At 56.3% G+C, this 19,905-nt stretch carries 14 protein-coding genes and 2 pseudogenes; all 16 read right to left on the bottom strand.

Going from position 1 to position 19,905, the window contains the following annotated elements:
* Positions 1-47 precede the first annotated feature (47 nt).
* The 16 genes and pseudogenes from msub_RS21605 to msub_RS14595 all read right to left on the bottom strand — a co-directional run bounded on the left by msub_RS21605 (position 48) and on the right by msub_RS14595 (position 19,878).
* Entirely contained in the window at positions 48-1,064 is a 1,017-nt protein-coding gene (locus msub_RS21605; RefSeq protein WP_156182774.1) for a hypothetical protein, read from the bottom strand.
* Positions 1,048-4,461, bottom strand: coding sequence for a hypothetical protein (locus tag msub_RS14530; protein WP_156182775.1), 3,414 nt, complete (start codon positions 4,459-4,461; stop codon positions 1,048-1,050). The genes msub_RS21605 and msub_RS14530 overlap by 17 nt, the downstream gene beginning before the upstream one ends.
* A gap of 15 nt (positions 4,462-4,476) precedes the next feature.
* Positions 4,477-5,109, bottom strand: coding sequence for a DUF4123 domain-containing protein (locus msub_RS14535; protein ID WP_082146503.1), 633 nt, complete (start codon positions 5,107-5,109; stop codon positions 4,477-4,479).
* Between the two features lie 9 nt (positions 5,110-5,118).
* The gene (locus tag msub_RS14540) at positions 5,119-6,132 is read right to left on the bottom strand and encodes a hypothetical protein (RefSeq protein ID WP_048496674.1); all 1,014 of its coding nucleotides are present in this window, start codon (positions 6,130-6,132) and stop codon (positions 5,119-5,121) included.
* Positions 6,133-6,239: 107 nt separating this feature from the next.
* The gene (locus msub_RS21610) at positions 6,240-7,226 is read right to left on the bottom strand and encodes a hypothetical protein (protein WP_156182776.1); all 987 of its coding nucleotides are present in this window, start codon (positions 7,224-7,226) and stop codon (positions 6,240-6,242) included.
* Between the two features lie 206 nt (positions 7,227-7,432).
* A complete protein-coding gene (locus msub_RS14550; protein ID WP_048496676.1) occupies positions 7,433-8,452 on the bottom strand; it encodes a hypothetical protein in 1,020 nt (339 codons plus the stop codon).
* Positions 8,449-9,135 carry a type VI secretion system baseplate subunit TssF gene (locus tag msub_RS22575; protein ID WP_048496677.1) on the bottom strand — a complete coding sequence of 229 codons (687 nt, stop codon included), beginning with the start codon at positions 9,133-9,135 and terminating at the stop codon, positions 8,449-8,451. The genes msub_RS14550 and msub_RS22575 overlap by 4 nt, the downstream gene beginning before the upstream one ends.
* A 147-nt stretch (positions 9,136-9,282) precedes the next feature.
* A pseudogene (gene tssE / locus msub_RS14560) lies at positions 9,283-9,635 on the bottom strand (type VI secretion system baseplate subunit TssE).
* A 3-nt stretch (positions 9,636-9,638) separates the two neighbouring features.
* Positions 9,639-9,931: pseudogene (locus msub_RS14565) on the bottom strand (type VI secretion system contractile sheath large subunit); the annotation flags it as partial.
* Positions 9,852-10,136: a DUF4124 domain-containing protein gene (locus msub_RS21230; RefSeq protein ID WP_082146562.1), complete on the bottom strand. Its 285-nt coding sequence runs from the start codon at positions 10,134-10,136 to the stop codon at positions 9,852-9,854. The gene msub_RS21230 and the pseudogene msub_RS14565, both read right to left, overlap by 80 nt.
* Before the next feature lie 95 nt (positions 10,137-10,231).
* Positions 10,232-11,545: a hypothetical protein gene (locus msub_RS14570; protein ID WP_156182777.1), complete on the bottom strand. Its 1,314-nt coding sequence runs from the start codon at positions 11,543-11,545 to the stop codon at positions 10,232-10,234.
* A gap of 2 nt (positions 11,546-11,547) precedes the next feature.
* Positions 11,548-12,111, bottom strand: coding sequence for a hypothetical protein (locus msub_RS14575; protein WP_048496680.1), 564 nt, complete (start codon positions 12,109-12,111; stop codon positions 11,548-11,550).
* On the bottom strand, positions 12,108-13,301 hold the full coding sequence (locus msub_RS14580; protein ID WP_048496681.1) for a hypothetical protein: 1,194 nt from the start codon (positions 13,299-13,301) through the stop codon (positions 12,108-12,110). The genes msub_RS14575 and msub_RS14580 overlap by 4 nt, the downstream gene beginning before the upstream one ends.
* Before the next feature lie 110 nt (positions 13,302-13,411).
* Positions 13,412-16,882 (bottom strand): toxin VasX, encoded by a 3,471-nt coding sequence (locus msub_RS14585; RefSeq protein ID WP_156182778.1) that lies wholly within the window; start codon positions 16,880-16,882, stop codon positions 13,412-13,414.
* Positions 16,875-17,804, bottom strand: a complete 930-nt coding sequence (locus msub_RS14590) for a DUF4123 domain-containing protein (protein ID WP_197083845.1) — start codon at positions 17,802-17,804, stop codon at positions 16,875-16,877. Before msub_RS14590 ends, msub_RS14585 begins: the two co-directional genes overlap by 8 nt.
* Positions 17,797-19,878 carry a type VI secretion system Vgr family protein gene (locus msub_RS14595; RefSeq protein WP_048496684.1) on the bottom strand — a complete coding sequence of 694 codons (2,082 nt, stop codon included), beginning with the start codon at positions 19,876-19,878 and terminating at the stop codon, positions 17,797-17,799. Before msub_RS14595 ends, msub_RS14590 begins: the two co-directional genes overlap by 8 nt.
* Positions 19,879-19,905: the final 27 nt, after the last annotated feature.

The following is a 19,905-nucleotide window of genomic DNA, read 5'->3' on the forward strand; positions in this document are numbered from 1 at the left end:
AGACCCTCTGCCCTTTTGAACAGCCAGTCAGCCAGGATCATCGAGGCCTACGCCATCGCTGCCTCGTTCAAATTCGGCACGCTGTACTGCATCTGGTCCTCCAGCGTGTGCCATGGGAAATTCCGGATTTTTTCCATATGGGCGGGGTAGCCCTCTTTCTCCCACCACTCCAGATCCAGCGTGGCCCAGTAATCGGCAGGGCGTTGGCGTTTGCCCGCCGCGTCATACTCGGAAGTGGTGGGGTCCAGCTGGCGGTAGGGTTCGAGCGCCGGGATATCCGGCAACGGCTGGCTGACGTCCATATAGCGCTGAAGTTCGTCCCAGTGGGCGTAGAGTTCCACTTTCTGTGTGCTGTGCACTTCGGCAACAGCCGTTTGCCAGCCGCTGTAGCGGTGGCGAAGCTGTAGCTTGTAGCTCACAGGACCTTTGGGCTGAACGTGGTAGGAAATGTAGGGGTCAAACTCGATAAACGGCGCCTCAAAGGTTTCCTCCCGCCAGGTGCGGAATTTGACCATTCCCGTGGGACGGAAGAAGCCGCAGCCCAGGTCTTTGACGATGAAATCGGGGTTTCGCTCTAGGAACCAGGTGAAGGGGTAGCGAAAGAAGAGGTGTAAACCCACAAGCCAGAACAACCAATGAAGGCCAACGAAAATCCCTTCAGTGCCAAATTTAAAAGCGGTTATTGATATCCCTGCGACTAAAACAATTAACATCCATTTGAATAAAGAATAATCAGCAAACGACCCGGCCAGCATCAGCAATAACTGCCAACGAGTCTTGATTAAATCTTTGGGTTTCTGCTTGTGTGTCCAGGCTCGCCCCTCCGGCAACCGACGGCCATTCTGCTTTCGGGATTGATGGGGTTCCACATATTTTGGGCGCACATGAATATTTAAATTGCTATAGCGACCCCAAGGCAATCTCTCAATCAGATCGCTTCCTTCCAGTGATTTTGCGAAGCTACCCGGGTTCTCAAGAACGGGTTGTTTCGGAATATTATCGGCATGAAACGCCGTGTCTTGATATTCGCTCATCGACTCCGACTGACTATCGCTGCCACTCAACGTCCAGATCCTCCATCGTATGAGTCACTTCCTGCGCTTCGTATTCCTCTGCGTCTCGTTGCCATACGTCAACCGTAAAGGTCAGCGAAAGGCTTTTCACCCGGTAACGGGTTTCCACACGCTCATAGTCCGATTGCGGCACAAAGTCTGATAACTGCGACTTGCCGATCATGAAGTTGATTGACTGACTCTGCTCGTCAAAGTTGTTTTCAATGCCCTGACGGATGATTCCCGATTTTCTGGCAATGGTCCCTGTCTGCCAAACTCCGGCCGGGTTCGGACCGAGTATGCGATAGTGTTCCTGTTCGTACGATAGCACCAGTTCTATGTCGGCGGGCTTGCCGGTGATAGCCAGTGCTGGGCTGGCGAATGATAGAACGGCCTCTGCTTCGTTTTCCCAGGCCGTCAATTTTCGCGCCTGGAGCCATTCCACCATGACACTCTCTGGAATGCGTTTGAGTGATACCGGCGTCATCGCTTTTATCAAAGCAATGTAAGCGTCAGATTCCGAGGCCAACTCGTCAGTCTGCTCATCAGGGACACCGGAAAATGGTCCCGCGCGAAGCCATTCGCTGACTGCATCGTCCCTCATCCGGTAGTAAGCAATCTCACCTACTACGTAAATCGCAAAGCCCAGTGCAGTGACATAACCCGATGCGACGGTTCCCGCCCATCGAGCAGCGGAAGGCATCAGTCGTCCGATGGCTGCCTGTGCAGCTTGAACGGATGTGCGTTCAACCGCTCGACGACCAACCGGGGTAAGTAGACGAGCGGCGATGATATCAGCATTGACCATAGTAGCCACTCCGCCAGCCTTTATCAGTTGTGCCGAGCCGCTGCCCCATCGACCATTGGCAAACAAAACAACTGCGTCGCTAATCATAATGGCGGTAGTAAACATACCCGCTACCCAACCTGCTGCTTGTAGTTTGTTTCGAACAATCTCTTCCGCCATTTCATCTGCAACATTGACTTTGTTTGTCATTGCCGAAAACCACCTGGCTTCTTGCTTCAAGTTCTCAACTGCTGGGGCAAGCCACTTGGATCGCGTCGGTATCAACGAGACAACGTGAGCCGAACTTAAACCTAAGTCTGCAAGTGCGCTGACCGCTCCAGCTAAATACCGTCCGGTTCCGGCATTGGCATTAATTGCGCTCTGCAAATTCCAAATATCAAAAACCACTAACACACCCGGCAATCCGCCCGGATGCGCCGTAACCTGATGCATAAACCGCTTAACAGGTTGCTGCTTAACCACCCCGTCAAATGCGTCAGCATCACCCACCTTCAGACTGGCCGCTACCACAGCCCCAGAGGTCAGCGTATTGCCCTGTTCGTCCAGCACCTCCAGAACAATGTAGGTACGCCCTTCGTCCGCCCCTTCCAGCTGCAAGGCGGTTCTGCCAGGGATGGCGGCTTCGGCAAATCCTTCAAAGGCACTCTTGATTCGATTGATGTCAGCCGTGAATGCTGCCCCCCGCTGAGTCAGTTCAGTCTGAACCTGAGTGAGCCACCACTGGGAAATTTCACCGGCAACACTGGAGAAAGCCGAAGCCCCGCGACCAACGAATCCCGCTATCGCCTGTCCATCTGGCCCCCTGGTTTGCTCCTGGTGATCCGCCATGCTGCGCAGGACATTGGGCTCCAGCACTCGCATGTCCTGGCTGCGGTCTTCCAGTGCTTCGACCAGGAATTTCAGATTGAGCAGAGTTGCATCACCCACCTGGCATTCGGCCGCGCTGCTTTGGAACGGCAACAGCATGACACCCAAAGGATGCTCGCCTGTGGCAATCTTCAAGGCCAGTTTGGCAGCCTCCCCATTACCGTTAGCGTCAGATTCCTGCGGCAGTATCAATGGGTCGGCGCGGTGCGCTGGCAAGGAGAGCACCTGCAGCAACGGCCCGGCCTGGACATAGCCCGCGGCCGCATTGCCCGATTCCAGCGCGAACAGATCCCGCAACGTGGCTGTCAGGTTTTGTGGACGCTCGTCGTTCAGCAAGCGCACGAGTGCCGCTTGAGCTTCTGTGAGAAAGCCCCGTAGAGCCGCTCTTTCCACATCATAAAGTGTGCGCTGGAGTCGACCGTCTTCACTGTCGTCGATTCGGTTATCAAACCAGCCCCCATCGATATATAGAGGATTGGCTGAACCATCGGGTAGGGTTTCACGGCGAAAGTTGTTATGGAACAACTCAGCAGTGACACCAAACGGACGTTTCTTTACGTTATCCACCAGCGCCAGCATGAGCGCCAGTGCAGCGTTCATTTGCTGGGCCAGGTGGCGCGCGGACTGCAGTGAATCTCTCAAGTGCAATGTGACCAGCTGCCGGCCCCGAAGCGCGCTGAAGACATCGGTGCCAGCCTGGATTGTCGGTAATGGCTCGTTTTGCAGATGAAGTTGGCGCCAGCGCGGATAAAGCGACGGCGTTTCAACGAAGTAGTCTGCGTCCACCACATGCTCATCCGCTTCGATGGCATCACGCTGCGCAATTAGCGCGTCTTGCGCCTGCTGCGACTTTGCGCCATCGACGTCGTGTAACCATTGCCCCGGGAAGGTAAAATCGCTTTCTATCGCGCTGTCACGGGCTCGCATGGCCGGCATTTCGTCAAGACGTTTCCAGTCGCCATCCAGGCTCGGCTGCCCCTCAAGAAAGGCCCGGATCGCTCTGGCGGATCGGCAGCGCGTTGTTATGAGACCGCTGTCCTGCTCAAGCGCGCTGATGTACTCCCACGACCACTGCGTTTCGCTGAACGCGAGATAAACATCGCTATAGACATCCGCACCATTCAGGCGAGCAGGTACTTGGATAACGTCTAACTCGGGACCAGTTGCTTTGCGATCATTGGCCGCTTCGAGTGATGCTGTGCGAGCTTGCGCGAGAGGAGTATCGCGCAGAACCGGCGCCGCATCCTCACTTGTCACAACCGAGAGCTCCCGCCAGAGGCGCCCCCTGAAAAACACGTAGATCCAGCCGGTTCGGAGCGGTGCGCCGAGGGCTTCCTCATAGCCACTCATGGGTCGCGGATGCGTCAATTCTCCCGCATCGCAGAAAAGCGTCGGATGAACCGACACCATGAGGCTATCCTGATACTGTCGCTGAGGGGCTTTAAGGGCGTATGGACCAATAGACTCTTGGTGGATAATAGGGACGTTTATTGTCTCGTCCCCCTTTAGCTGCAGGATCAGCGAGCGTTTTTTTGGATGTTCAACATGGCCCGCGAGTATCGGTCCATTACGACCATTGTGTTTCTCACAAGTCTCAATGGGCGTGACAACTTCATTGCCGTCGTCGCCGATTTCGCTCAGAACGTATTCATGACCGGCAAGTGACTGCTGACCCGTCAGTTCCAGCCAGAATGTCTTTGAAGGGGCGCAGGAAGGTGCTTTAACCGCTGACATGCTTTGAAATCCTTTTCATGAAAATTCGCCAAACGCTGTCCATTGCGTCTCAAGCTCCACTGATTGATCATCCCAGGCCAACCCTGAATGCCATTGACTGACGATAAAGCGAGTGAGCGTCGTGGCATCTGCATGCCGATCCCCGGCTACATAGGACAAGCAGGCAGGCCAGCCAGCTACCCAGCTCAGCAGGCGTTCAAAGTCACGCCCCTTTTGGGTTTTGGTCTGTTGAGCCGCGCCTGATGCCTGAAATCCTGACCACTGCACATGACTCAAGAGATCGACAGACCATATCCATGTACTGTCGGCAGTGGCCAATTCCGCCATTTGCTCGGGTTGACAGGCTGATAACACCTGAAGAAATCGCGTGTCATAAGGTCTGAGCAGACACGGGCCAGACGTTTCCAGGTCAACCGACAGCATGCCGCGCAAACCGGCAACGGCTTTATCAACGTCACTTTCGGTAAACAGAAACAACAGCCCCTTCTCAGCCCATTGTGTCAGGGCATGTCGACAGAAAGCACCGTCAGCCACCGTATCAATGACGATTGGCCCTGCATCTGCGAAGGTTTCTAATGGGCTATTCTCAAACAGCCAGCACCAGCAGAGGCGCCGACAGGAAGAATCGAGGGGGCATGGGCATAGCAGTTCCTTTGCTTAAAATGAGCGGCTCACCAAATCTGTCCGGTTGCGGCGTTTGTAGGACTCGTAGTCTTCTTCGCTCATGTTGCGCCAGTAGTGCGGGACCCGGCCGATTTTCTCATCGTGGGCGCGGGTAGTCGGATCCAGGTACCGCCAGGCCTCGAATAAGGGAATGTCTGGCAGTGGCTTGGTCACATCCATGTACTGTCGGACCAGGTCCCAGTATGCGAACACGTCCGCACGGTTGGTGGTGGCGGCTAGCAATTGGTTCATTGGCAAGGCCCACTCCTGGGTCTTGTGAACAAGCACCAGCCGATACCAGATATTACCCTGGTGGTCGGGCAGGCTGAGCAGGTAACCGTCCCATTCATGAAATGGGGCCTGGCCGCGGATTTCGCCGGACTGGCCTTCCTTCTCCGGATCCTTGAACAGGGTCACCATGCCCGTGCGGCGGTTGAGCTCCCACAGCGGGCCCTTGGGCTCCTGATAGACGACTTTTGGGTATTTCTTCTCCAGGAAACGGCCGATGCCCCAGCACAGGAGCATGGGGAGGAAGAAGTAGGCAAGGAAGGGGAAAATGCCGTCCCAGAAGAACGACTTAAAAGTCTCGTTTTCTCTGACCTGGAACCAAAGGATTGCCATGGCGACTGCGAAGAGCGGTAGCAGCCACGTAAACAGTAAGCGCCCTCCGTGCTGCATCCAAAGCAGGGCCCAACTGACCCTGGGCAAGGTGGCGTAGCGCAGGCATTCCTCATCCAGTCGACCATGGTAGGTGTGCCGCTCTTCGAGCTCGGTAATGCCTTTGCGCTCTTCAATTTCTTCATACTGCCGCAACCGCTGGGGGTGCCAGGTTTCCAAAAACCCGGGTGGAACGAGCCCGGATAATTTCCCCTTTGGCAGCGGCTGCCCCATGGTCCAGCTTTTGCGGAACAGCGCGCTCTGCTGAGGGCTATCGGCAGGTTCCGGGGTCTTGCGGTTGCTACGGTAGGCTGTAGAGGCGTAGCCGGCGTTCTCCAGAGTGGCCGTCATGTGGTTTCCCCTGCTTTATGAGTCTGTTCATCGGCTCAGAACAGTTGGCTGTTTTACATCCTTGGGTCAGCCCCCGGTGCATTTGGTTGGCTGAAATAGTTTGAGGCCTACGCCATCGCCGCCTCGTTCAGATTCGGCACGCTGTACTGCATCTGGTCTTCCAGCGTATGCCAGGGGAAATTCCGGATTTTTTCCATATGGGCGTGATAGCCCTCTTGCTCCCACCATTCAAGATCCAGCGTGGCCCAATAATCGGCAGGCCGTTGGCGTTTGCCCGCCGCGTCGTACTCCGCGGTGGTGGGATCCAGATGGCGGTAGGGTTCCAGGGCCGGGATATCCGGCAGGGGCTGGCTGACGTCCATATAGCGCTGAAGTTCGTCCCAGTGGGCGTAGAGTTCCACTTTCTGTGTGCTGTGCACTTCGGCAACAGCCGTTTGCCAGCCGCTGTAGCAGTGGCGAAGCTGTAGCTTGTAGCTCACAGGACCTTTGGGCTGAACGTGGTAGGAGATGTAGGGGTCGAACTCGATAAACGGCGCCTCAAAGGTTTCCTCCCGCCAGGTGCGGAATTTGACCATTCCCGTGGGACGGAAGAAGCCGCAGCCCAGGTCTTTGACGATGAAGTCGGGGTTACGCTCCAGGAACCAGGTGAAGGGGTAGCGGAATAAGAGGTGGAGGCCAATCATCCAGGCAGCTATTTCAAAAAATGGCGTGAATGCAGTCCAACCATCTAAAACCCCAACAATTATTGCTGCGAGAAAATTACATACGAAAAAAAAGCCGAAAATTGAATAATCTGCAAAGGCCCCGGCAACCATTAAAAGAAGCTGCCAACGAGTTTTAATTAGATCTTTAGGTTTCTGCTTGTGCGTCCAAGCGCGCCCTTCCGGTAACCGACTGCCATTCTGCTTTCGGGATTGATGGGGTTCCACATATTTTGGGCGCACATGAATATTAAAATTGCTATAGCGTCCCCAAGGCAACCTCTCAATCAGATCGCTTCCTTCCAGTGATTTTGCGAAGCTACCCGGGTTTTCAAGAACCGGTTGTTTCGGAATATTATCTGACTGAAACGCCGTGTCTTGGTAGTTGCTCATCGAATCTCGCTGATTATTGCTGCCACTCAACGTCCAGGCCCTCCATCGTATGGGTCACTTCCTGCGCCTCCTATTCCTCTGCGTCTCGTTGCCAGACATCAAACGTGAATGTCAGTGAAAGACTTTTACCCTGTGACGGATTTCAACGCGCTCATACTCCCTCTGCAGGTGCCTCAGGACCGGGTTTTCAGGGATCGTCCAGTTATCTAGAACGAACTATTGTTTAGATCGGTCCAGTTCCGGCGCTTGTAAGCCTCGTATTCTTCCTCGCTCATGTTGCGCCAGTAATGTGGGTCTCGACCGTTTTTCTCATCATAGGCTCGGGTCGTAGGGTCCAGGTGGCGCCATGCCTCAAACAGGGGAATGTCCGGCAACGGCTTGGACACATCCATGTACTGCCGGACCAGATCCCAGTAGGCGAGCACATCTGCACGGTTAGTCGTTACGGCCAACAACTGGTTCATGGGCAACGCCCACTCTCGGGTTTTATGGACAAGTACCAATCGGTACCAGATGTTCCCCTGATGATCCGGCAGGCTGAGCAGGTATCCGTCCCATTCATGAAACGGGGCCTGACCGCGGACTTCACCGGACTGGCCTTCCTTCTCCGGATCCTTGAACAGGGTCACCATGCCGGTGCGGCGATTGAGCTCCCAAAGGGGGCCTTTGGGCTCCTGGTAAACCACCTTGGGGTATTTCTTCTCGAGGAAACCGCCGATGCCCCAGCACATGAGCATGGGGAGGAAGAAATAGGCAAGGAAGGGGAAAATGCCGTCCCAGAAGAACTCATGGAAAGTCACGTGATCATGCTCCTGAGTCCAAAGGAACGCCATCGCCAGTCCCCAAACCGGCAATAACCAGGTGAACAGAATACGTCCACCGTGCTGCATCCAAAGTAATGCCCAACTTACCTTGGGCAGGGTGGCGTAACGGATACTCTCCGCATCAATCCAGCCCACTGGATTGAACGACTCGCCTCCGGCTTCTGCCTCGGCCCTAAATCGACGAAGATTCTCTTCATCCTCCCGGACCTCTTTGGGTCCCCAGGTTTCCAGAAAATGGGTCGGATAAACGCCGGATAGCTTACCTTTAGATAACGGTTTTCCCATAGTCCAGCTTTTACGGAAAACAGCACTCTGCTGATGATCTTCTGCTGGTTCGTGTGTTTTGCGGTTGCTTCGGTAGGCTGTCGAGGCGCAGCCCGCATCTTTTAAAGTGGCGTTCATATCGTCTCATCCGGTCTATGACTTCGCTCATTCGCCCAGAACAATTGGCCGGTTTCAGTGAAGTCCGGCTCGCCGTGGGTATCCCGATTAAAGGCCGTGCGATCATGAAGTTCTGGCGCAGGGACCACGAGAGTCTCACCGATGCCGTCAATCGCAACAGAGGCCCACCATTGAGCCCTGATCAGTAATTCATGGGTTGTCACGGCTTCTTGCCCGAAGAAGGTCTCAAAGGTTTGGCTGGGCGGCATGGCTATGTATAAGGCCTTACCGTTGGTCAGAGGCTGTTCGATCAGCGCCTCGGGTGCCTCTGCCAGAATCTCCCGAGCCGTTCTGAGCCCCCGGCGTGTTGGCGTCCGGGTGATACGTACTGGACGCATTGTGATAATCAATGAGGCGCTGTCCAGCATTGCAACAAGATTGTTCTCGACTCGGACCACCGTGTTGATGCGTGCAAGATCCCTCTCATCCATGGCGTTAACTTCGTAACCATGGAAGCGCATGATGGTGCAGATCGGGACCGGCCTCAGGTAGTTCGGCCATAGCATATTCAGCAGTGAGTGGGTGATCTCCGGGAATTCGTCTTCCACCTTTTCCCGCAGCTTGTCGGTCAGGAAGGCGAAGCCTTCCAGAAGTCGTTCCACATCCGTGTCGGTGCTCTGCTCGGACAGGAAGCGGGTGAGCATCCGCGAATTCCCGGCTCTGGAGCCGCAGAAAACTTAATTCGTCCCTGTAGAATCGATTCAACTTCATAACTGCTGCACCCAGTCTGGCTCCGAGCAGAGGACGGGAGCGCCTCCCGCCCCCTGCTCTCATCCTTGCTTGCAAACTATCTACATCACTCTGTAGTAGCGCTTGTCGTCCAATAACAAATCAATGGTGTCTTGTCGTCTTCCGAACCCACTCGCAGATAGACCGTCACCTGAAACCGCAGCTGCAGCGGGTCGGGCCCCTGGGGCAGATTGACCACATCCACCCGCCTCACCCTGGGTTCGAACTTTTCAATGCACTGCCGGATCGCGCCGCGGGTCTGAACGCTCAGATCGTGGGTCCCCAGGGTGGCGTCGTTGAAGTCCAGCAGGCGCAACAGGTGGCGCTTGATGGACTCGACCACATGGGTGACCTCTCCCATGCTCTGACCGGCCGGTTCCGGCCTGCGATCCGTCGCTGGCGGGTGCGGGAACACGGATCAGTCCTTTCCCAGCCGGCCAACCAGTGCGGTTCGAAGTTGGCACCCATGTACTTGAAGTGCGGACGCACGGCCAAGGACACCTAGTACCAGCCCGGATCACCGTCCACGTCGGAAACGGTCACCTGGGCCGCACGGAGGGGGCGACGGCTGCGAACTTCCGCCGGCGGGTTTTCCTGGTCGGCCACGTACTGGCGAATCCAGGTGTTCAGTTCAGGCTCCAGATCCTGGCGCTCCTTCCACGAGCCGATCTGTTCCCGCTGCAGCACTTTGATGAAGTGGGGCTTGGCGTTCCGCCTGTTGCTGCTCCACGAATTCGGTCATTTTCTGGTGGCGTTGACGCGCCGTTGCATCCACCTCTGCCGGCTTGGCATCAACTGTCACTTCACTGGAGGCCGCCTGCGCGGGCGGTCGATCGCCAAAGTGGGTCTGGCCATTGGCATCCACCCATTTGTAGACGCCGGCGGATGCCGAGAGAGGAATTAGACAGACCGACATTAGCAGCAGGATTGATCTCACGCAGAACTCCTTTTCAATGTTCTACTCACTTCGGCTCCTCCAGAGAACGAGACAGAAGACGGCGCCCCAGGCACTCAAGCCCGGAATCGACCTCTCCCCCGCTTTTGTTGTCGTTTTTCCTCACGACCCGCTTGCCATTCGGAAACAGGTCCCATCTGGGTAAACTTCAGGCCCCGCTCATAAGCGAAGGTGAGTTGTTGATTCAGGCCCTGAAGTGCCTCGGATGGCTTGGCCCACTGCTCCTTGGGCAAGGGCGCGGACCAGGCGTTCAAGTCGTCTGGCAGGCTTTTCAGGGCGAGGGTCTTGATGCGGCGTTCGGTGATGATGTGGGCCAGGTATCGCTGGAAGAACCAGTCCCCCACTTTCTTGCCCAGCCAGGGCAAGACGGACATCTCTTTGCGGGCCTGGCGGCATTTGGCTTTGTAGTGGGCCAGGGTTTCATCTTCTTTCGGGTCCGGACAGGCCTCGGGGCCGTTCTCCATGAACTGGCGAATACACTCCCATTGGGCCAGGCCGGCCGTTTCATGCCCGACGTTGATGCTTGCAGCGGCCAGGGCCGATTCCGGGTCGTCTGGCTTCGGAATTGCCAGGGTGAGTACCGTATGTGTGGCCATCAGGCCGGGGCCGATGTCCTGACGGGTTTCGATGTAGGCGACCAGTTTTTCCCAGGGGTAGATTTCGTAGACGAGTTTGGGGTCGTATTTTTTCTTTAGGCGGAGGGCAAAACATAGATAGGTGCCGATGACCAAAAGCTCTATGCCCAGTAACACCAACCCTTCCAAAACCAATGAATTTCTGTACTCAGTGGACGAGTATTCATTCATAAACGGGGTCAGAGCCCATCCTATGGTGAACAACACCCCAATGTACGTAAACCCAGCAACTGTGTCATTCCACAGCGGCAGTTTGAACTCCTTGCCTTCCGTCCAGCGCGGCAAAGCCACTTCCCGGCGCTGTCGGTTCAGTCTCACCGGAGGCGTTTCCTTCACCGCCTTGTTGCCCAGGAAATGCATGTACAGTCCCCACGGGACCGTAATCAACAAATTCATCCCCCCCAAACCGAGCAATGGTATCCAAGTGAATTCATTGTGCCCAAGATAATAGTCCACTGTCATAGCGAGCCCACCCATCATCACGAGAACGGTGAGACTCAAAAACATCAACGCAAATTCGGCCCCAAACAAAAGGTTACCATGCTGTAAATCCAGCCACCCTTCGGTTTTTCGTCGAATCCAGGAATTCACGTCCACCGCCCGCGCTCCTGTCGTTACCGGTTTCGGACTCAGGGCCAGTAACCGACCATCTTTTGTCGTGCGGCGCACTCCGGCTTCCCAATCGGATTCACGCGATGTCTGTGTTGATGACGGATTCTCGTTGTCTTTGGTCATAGTCACGACTTAGTGGGGTCACTTATAAGCGTATGATATTTGATAATCAACGCGGTCAATCGAGTGTCCGGTGCTTCCAGTGGTGTTACGGCTTGCCATTGCTTCGTTTCGTTGGCTCCGACCATCGGCACATTACCCTGCTCGTGCAAGGTCAGCCTGTAGTGGTACGCCTTGTCTGTCTCTGGTAACCAGTTGGGGGAATTGGCTGCCTTGTAACGGAAGGCCAAATAGAACCCACCGGCCGTATCCAGGTCGGCTCCGGTCAGGGACAGCTCCAAGGCAACACCCGCCGCGCCCATGTTCGTGGTAGTAAAGGCCTGATTCCAGTAGTCGTGATCAGGATCCCAGGCCGTCCCTTCCTGCCGCAGAATTGCCCATTCCATGTTATCTACTTCCAGCGAACTCAGCCCGGGCAATTCCAGGCGGAAGGCGCAATAACTTGTGCGCCCATCCAACGCGGATTGTTCTGCCTTCACTGACAGAGTGGGTTGGTAAATGACCTTGGCCAGTTCATGGCGCTGCTGATTCGTATCCCAACCCTTGGCGTCATTGCCCCAGGCACTCAAGCCCGGAATCGACCTCTCCCCCGCTTTTGTTGTCGTTTTTCCTCACGACCCGCTTGCCATTCGGAAACAGGTCCCATCTGGGTAAACTTCAGGCCCCGCTCATAAGCGAAGGTGAGTTGTTGATTCAGGCCCTGAAGTGCCTCGGATGGCTTGGCCCACTGCTCCTTGGGCAAGGGCGCGGACCAGGCGTTCAAGTCGTCTGGCAGGCTTTTCAGGGCGAGGGTCTTGATGCGGCGTTCGGTGATGATGTGGGCCAGGTATCGCTGGAAGAACCAGTCCCCCACTTTCTTGCCCAGCCAGGGCAAGACGGACATCTCTTTGCGGGCCTGGCGGCATTTGGCTTTGTAGTGGGCCAGGGTTTCATCTTCTTTCGGGTCCGGACAGGCCTCGGGGCCGTTCTCCATGAACTGGCGAATACACTCCCATTGGGCCAGGCCGGCCGTTTCATGCCCGACGTTGATGCTTGCAGCGGCCAGGGCCGATTCCGGGTCGTCTGGCTTCGGAATTGCCAGGGTGAGTACCGTATGTGTGGCCATCAGGCCGGGGCCGATGTCCTGACGGGTTTCGATGTAGGCGACCAGTTTTTCCCAGGGGTAGATTTCGTAGACGAGTTTCGGGTCGCGTTTTTTCTTTAGGCGGAGGGCTATATAAAGGTAGGCGCCCAAAACCAAAGTTTCGACCGCTAATGCCGTGGCAAATATAGTTACCAACCATCGGACATATTCCGCCGTCTCGCCTTCCAACGTAAAAGGGACAATTACAGCGGCTATAGTGCCAATATAAGTTATGTATGCGACACCGCCAGCACTATCATTCCAAAAAGGCAGTTTGAACTCCTTTCCTTCCGTCCAGCGCGGAATGGCCACTTCTCGACGCTGTCGATTGAACCTCACTGGTGGTGTCTCTTTAACGGCTTTGTTACCCAGGAAATGCATGTACAGCCCCCAGGGAACGGTAATCAATAAATTCATACCCCCCAAGAAAAGCACCGGATCCCAATTTAATCTACGATGTCCGATATAGAAATCCACCATCATAGCCAGCCCCCCCATCATCACCAGAATAGTGAGGCTCAAAAACATCAACGCAAACTCGGCGCCAAACAATATATTACCGCCCTGCAAATCCAGCCAACTGTCAGTTTTTCTCCGAATCCAGGCGTTGACGTCGACCGCCCGCTCTCCGGTCATGATGGGCTCGGGACTCAAGGCCAGTATGCGACTATCCCTGATCGTCCGGCGTGCCCCTGGCTCCCAGCTTGGCTTGGATGATGGATTTTTTTCATTGACTGTAGTCATATTCAAGATGTCTTAGGTTCTTTTGCTAGGGCATGGTAGGTGGTGATCAATGAACTCAATCGATGGTCCGGGCTGTCCAGTGCTTTTACCGGCTGCCACTCTTTCCTCTCATTAGCTCCAACGCTCGGCAGATTGCCCGGCTCATGCAAAATGAGTTTGTAGTGATATGCCTTATCCATTTCTGGTAACCAGTTGGAAGAATTGACCGCCTTGTAACGGAAGGCCAGATAAAAACCGTCAGCTGTCTCCAGATCCACTTCAGTTAAGTACAACTCCAAAGCAACACCGGCCGCCCCCAGACTTTTAACCGTAATCGCTTGATTCCAATAATTCTGGTCGGGGGCCCAGACGGTTCCCTCCTGCCTCAGTATCGCCCATTCCATATTATCGGATTGCAGTGAACTCAGTCCGGGCAACTCCAGGCGAAAAGCGCAGTAGCTGGTGCGTCCGTTCAACGCAGCCCGTTCTGCCTTCACCAACGCAATGGGCTTATAAATGGCTTTAGCCAGTTCGTGGCGTTGCTGATCGGCTTCCCAGCCATTGTTAGCGTTACCCCAGATACTTTGTTCGCACCATCGCTGCACGTCTGTACGTTTGAAATAACTTTGTACCCAGTTGCCAATACAGACCAGAATCGTACCCACCCAGAGCCAGGCGTTCAGGCCCCGAAATAGACCTCCGGCCAAGTCCAGCATCTTCCCATTGCTCGCTTTCCAGCTAAGCAATTTGCCATTTTCCGGCTTCCAGACAACACCCCGTGCGTCCACCAATCGGTGAAACAGGCCAACAGTCCCTGTTTTTGCCATTTTCCAACTTCCATAAGCCAGCATGCTATCACCGACTAAAGTGACACCAGCCCCTGTCCGGGTTCCGTTATTGCTTCCAGACCTAACCATTACAGCGAGTTGCTTAAACCAGTCGGCACCCGCTGACAGAAACCCAGCCCAAGCCGCAACGGTCCCACCCCACACATTCATCCGAGCCAACCGTGTCAAAACCTCATCCGCCTGAGAAATGGCCAGGTAGTAATAGTTCAGGCGGGCACTGCCAACGATAGTCAAGATACTAGCTGCCGCACCAATCGTTCCGGCAGCGCTGCTCGCAAAGGTCAACAGTTCCTCTGTGCTGCCATCTTTATCCCACTTGTTAAATGCATCCCAAGCACCGACAGCCCCAACCATTCCCATAAACGACACCAATCCCATGCCGCCAATGCGTTTCGGCAAATCCAGAGTGTCCTGTCCGTGGATCATACCCCGGCCATAATCCATCATCCGTGTGAGCCCACCGCGGTCTCTCAGGCGTTTCAATTCATCGACTTCTGATTGCACCGCACGGCCATAGGCGGTTCGGGTTAACCCGCCGATCAGAAGGGCTCCGCTGTGGTTTTCCCCCTCAAGCGGGGACGTATCTATCAGTTGAAAGCCTCGTTCGCGGAGCTGATGCGTCAGCTCGTTCTTTTGAGCACGGATGGCCCGGATCTGTTCATCATACTCTCGTTTGTATCGGCGTCGGTCTCGGGTAGTGGCCTCACTGTGCCGCTGCTGAAGGCGGCTTTCCTGGTTCAGAACCTCCTCACGCAGCGTGGCCAGCCGTTCAATTTCCTTCACAAGAGATTCATGCCTGGTTAGGCTGTCGGCATCGGCAATCTCCAGGTCAATCTGGTACAGCCTCTGGTTCTCGAAGATGTGGGCCCGCAGCCCGGGGTCCATCCGCTCAAACACTTGCTTCAGGCGGCCATGCAGATCGGCGGCATCCGCCGCTTGCACCAACTCAAACAACGCCAATCGACCGGTAATGTTGAGCTGGGCCAGGTGGTGGCTGAGTTGTGCAGCAGCGCCCTCCGAAAGAGACGGATATTGCAAATAGGCGCTCTGTTCAACCAGCTGAACCCATTCCTTGTAGGCCGCGGGCGCTTGCCTGGCATTCATAATGGCTTTCAAGCCGTCGATTAGGTCCTTTAGCGCGCCCGGGATGATCTCGGGCTTCAGGTCCAGGGAGATCAAATGCTGGTGTCCGATTTCCTCAAAGTAGAATCGCTTCAAAAAGGAGAAATCACCTGACGATTGCGCCCATTCCGTCAGTACTGTCATCAAGGCGTTGTCCAGGGTCAACAACGCCATGTAGCTGCTGTCACTTTCCCGGTCATACAGGTGACCATGCAGGTAAAACGTAGCCAACAACGACTGGATATCCGTGACAATCCGCCGTTTTTCGTCGGAGAATGTCGATAGCTGATGCTGAGCCTGTTCGAGATAGACATTCATCTCGTCGAGTTTCACCAGATCCGCAATACCTTGCTCGCCACTAAAATCGGAGCCGTCAACAAGGTTGGACTGATAGTCGGACATGGATTCGACGATACTGAGCAATTCGCGCTGCGAAAGTCCCAAGTCCGTTGCCAGCGCGTCACTGCCGTCCCGCATTCTGGTGACCCGCTCATGGTCCGACGGCATATAGTTATAGGTGCTGGGGCCGGCGACTTTTCGGGCGCTACGCTGATATTCCGGGAAATCTTCGATCAGCTCTTTCAACTGGGCATGTTGGACCCGGCTTCCCCGGGCAACCTTTTCAAACAGGTCCTTGGCATCGTCATCTTCAACCTGCTTCGAAAACGCGCGGGCCAACTCGGCTACTCGCTCGTCATCCAATCGAATCAGATCGCTGATGAAGCGTGCCGGGTAGTATTTCGCGTCCTCTGCCTCCAGCCATGCGTTATGGTTGGTATCCACGATGGCCCAGGCATCCAGCAGGTCGTCGATGTGACCCATAAGGTCATCAACTACGAGATACGCATGGTCCAGATCATAGGCCGCCAATCGATGGGCGAACGGCTCAGAACCTTTATCCAATGTGTTTTGTGCCCAATACCAGGAGGGTAGATGGGCTTTCCCATCCATGGGCACGGCTTGCTCGGCCGGGTGAGTCAGCAGCGATTCCAGACTTGTCTTGCTCAACAACTGGGGCTTGCCCTTGATGGGGCAATAGCCAGACAAGCTCACCCGCTGCATCACCTGGCGACGATAATCCTCCCAGCGAATAAGCATGCTGCACTTTTTCGCGGTCAGCTGCGTGGACGAGAAAAACGCATCGACGTGCCCACGGCGAGGCACCACGATAGCCGGAGTATCGGGGGTTCCGGTACGCTGATCCTGGGCGGCTTCATTACCTTGCCATAAACGCTTGCTGACCGCGCCGCCGTCTTTGACTTCGTATTCATGCAGAATGTCGGGCGCATCGGAATGGAACAGGTACAGGTAGCCATCCCGTATCTGGCGGATGCCAATTGGCTGAAATTCGAGGTTGAACCGGGGCTCCAATGAGGGGTGTTCCGCCGCCTCATCGGCATAAGCGTATCGTACCGGGATCAACTGAATATCGGTCCGGGTCAAAGGGCAAGCGCCTTGAGCCGTGGTGCTTGCCAGGCTTGCGCGGTCAGCGGCGACTATGGGGTTAGTGAGTTGCTTACCCATGGATAGGCTCTCCTTGCACTTGGGTTTCCGCCGAGGACATGGCGATCATCGCCGCTTCTCTCGCCTGAGCTTCAGCGGCCGTTCCTGGCCACCGATGAAGAAGGTCATAAACGTTCGGGGCTGCCGTTTCCCACAGCGACAACGCTCCCTGATACCCATACACGGTACACCAGTGAAGCAAGGCCTGTAGCGATTCATAGCCATGGGCCACCGCCCGCTCCATGATGGCCCGAAGGTCCCTTATCACAGTCTGCCTTGCGTTCGACGCAACTCTACTCGGGAAATAGGTCTCAAGGTGCTGCATCAATTTGACCAGCGTTGCCCGTCGGTCCGTGTCCGTTAAAGCGTTGAGGGTGAGTTCATCCAGCCGAGATGAAGCTCTACCCCCCGTGTGCCTTCCAACGCCAACCTCTGGCAACCAATGCGGGCGTGTATGAAGATGCCAGCCATCCCATAAGGCGTCCGGTAGCTTTGCCGCAGCAAAAGGAGACCCGTAGTCGGGCACCCCGCCATCACCGGAAGCAGCCAACAGGACCCGTGCTACGGTAGGGTCGGCGAACCGCAACATGACGTCGTATCCCAAAGGATGGCGTACCGTAATGAACCGGCGTAGGTGATCAGCTAACGCGTCCAAAGGTTCATCGCTGGCGATCGCGTAGCCCCACTCCAGCGAATTGCCCTCCAGAGACAGCCGCTCAAGCAACGGGTTGCCCCGTTCAGTACGCACCACTATGGGTGAAACGGCGCGAAGCGATGCCCACTCAGTACCATCAAACAGATTACGATAGTCCGGTGTGTCGACAAGCTCGTACAGCCAGCGTTCCGCCTCTCCGCGTTTGCTGCCATCCAGCAGGACATAGTTGAAATGCATGTCCTGAAGTTCCGTGCTGGCTTTTGAAGGCGCTTTGAAAACATCAAGCATCGGACCCATCTCCCGATGTGTTCTTGTCGGCCTCGCAAATTAAGGTCAGGGCTTTGCCTTCCTGCAGTGCACGAACCTGGGCATCCGGTTGCGCATTAGTTCTCTGGCCGATCGTGGCGAGGGCAGCGGGCCGTGTAGAGACGCCGCCATTAACCAACCCCGGCCGCTCCGGCACCTGCACCTTCTGCCCACTCCCCTTACCCGGCGCACCACCCGCATTCATCTTGATACTCGCCCCACCCATGGCCACGCCACTGGGATCAATTTTCACAAAACTGCCGCCAGCCTTGAGGGTGATTCCCGCACCCGCTTCAATCACGACCTTTTGACCGGCCTTGATGTGTAATTCCGTGCCGGACTCGCTGAGCCAGGCGTTGCCAGCCTTAAGGTGCAAGGTGCCCGAGACGTGAAAGCTGTGGTCCTTGCCGGTTTGTTCGCGCTTTTCGCCATCCACGGTGTGGTGGCTGTTGCCTTTGGTGTGGCTGAAGCGGTTGTTTTCCACCGTCAGGTGGCTGTCGTTCCGGATCACCTCGGTGCGGTTGTGTTCGGTGAGCAGGTCCAGGTCTTTCTGGGCGTGCACGTAGATCTGCTCCTGATCCGCTTCGTCCTCAAACCGCAGTTCGTTGCTGCCCTCGCCCTTGTGGGTCTTGGTTTTTAATGTGGTGCGGGTTTTATGTTCCGGCAGCGCATAGGGCGGTGTGTTGGTGGCGTGATGGGTGCGGCCGGTGATGATCGGCTGGTCCGGGTCGCCGTCCAGGAAGCTAACGATGACCTCATGGCCAATCCTGGGCAAGGCGGTAAAGCCATACTGGCCACCAGCCCAGCCCTGGCTGACTCTCAGCCAGGCGCTGCTGTGTTCGTCGTTCTTTGAGTATCGGTCCCAGGGGAACCTGACTTTCACCCGGCCAAAGGCGTCACAGTGGATCTCTTCGCCTTCCGGGCCGGTCACCAGGGCCATCTGCGGGCCGTCCATCACGGGTTTGTGATTGCACCGGGGGCGCCAGGTGCGGTCCGCCGGGATGGCGTTGAAGTGGTTGCGGTAGGTGGTCGGCTCGCTGCCGCCTTCTTCTTCCAACGCCTGGGGCTGGGTGCCGGTGTGGGTGATGGCGGTGAGCAGCCAGTCCCGGTTGAGGGGGTCGCTGCTGTGGTCGGTCAGGGCGACTTTGGCACCGGGGATGAAGTCCGGGCGGTTGCTCTCGCCGGTGGCGGTGCTGGCGTCGTTGCGCAGGGCGTCCAGCCGGGTGTCGGTGAAGGGCTGGCCGCTGGCGTCCTGTTTGAAGCGGCCCGGGTAATCGTAGTGCTGGTAATCCTCCCGGTGCGACAGTCCGGCCCCGGCCTGTTGGTGCATCAGGGCGTAGGCGGGGTTTTTGAAGGTGTAGTCCTTGAGGGCCACCGAGGCCACGCTGACCCGTTCCTGGTAGCGGAAACGGTAGACACAGGGCTGCCGGGTGCTGCCGCCGGCCTTGGTGTTGCAGGTGACCGGGTCCAGGGTCGGGGCATCGCCGTGGTGGTCGGCAAACACCAGGGCCGGGGGTTCGCTGCCCTCCACCGCTCCGTGCTGGTAGCGGTAGTGCCAGCCTTCCTCGGCGGCCAGGCGTTCGATGAACGCGAGATCGCTTTCCCGATGCTGGACGCCGTATTCCCGTTCTTGCGGGGGGCGTTTCAGGTCAAAGGTGGTGTCGATGATGCCCCGCTCTTCGAGCAGGGTGCGCACGATGGCGTCGGTGCGTTGCGTCTGGAAGATGCGGCTGTTGTGCATCAGGCCCAGGCGCCAGAGCGGCGGCTGGATGACCACCTCATAGCGGGTGCGGCGGTGGCCGGTGTCGCCCCGGGCGAATTCACGGACCACACCGGTGAATCGGCGAAGAGCTGTGCCGTCCTGCCAGACGACGAGGTCCACCGGCTGTTCCAGAATGTCCGGCGCCGCCACCGACGGATCCGTACTGGCCAGTTCCAGGCGACCATGGAACAGCTCAGACAGCCGTTCGGTCAACGCAAAGCCGACAACGGAGAAGTGATCAGAGGGGAAATCGCCAATAGTGGCGGTGAACTGCAGTCCGCTTGCCTGGGGCATGTCTTCGATCCCTGAAGAAGAAAAATA

Source organism: Marinobacter subterrani (assembly GCF_001045555.1).
In the GTDB taxonomy this organism is placed as follows: Bacteria; Pseudomonadota; Gammaproteobacteria; order Pseudomonadales; family Oleiphilaceae; genus Marinobacter; species Marinobacter subterrani.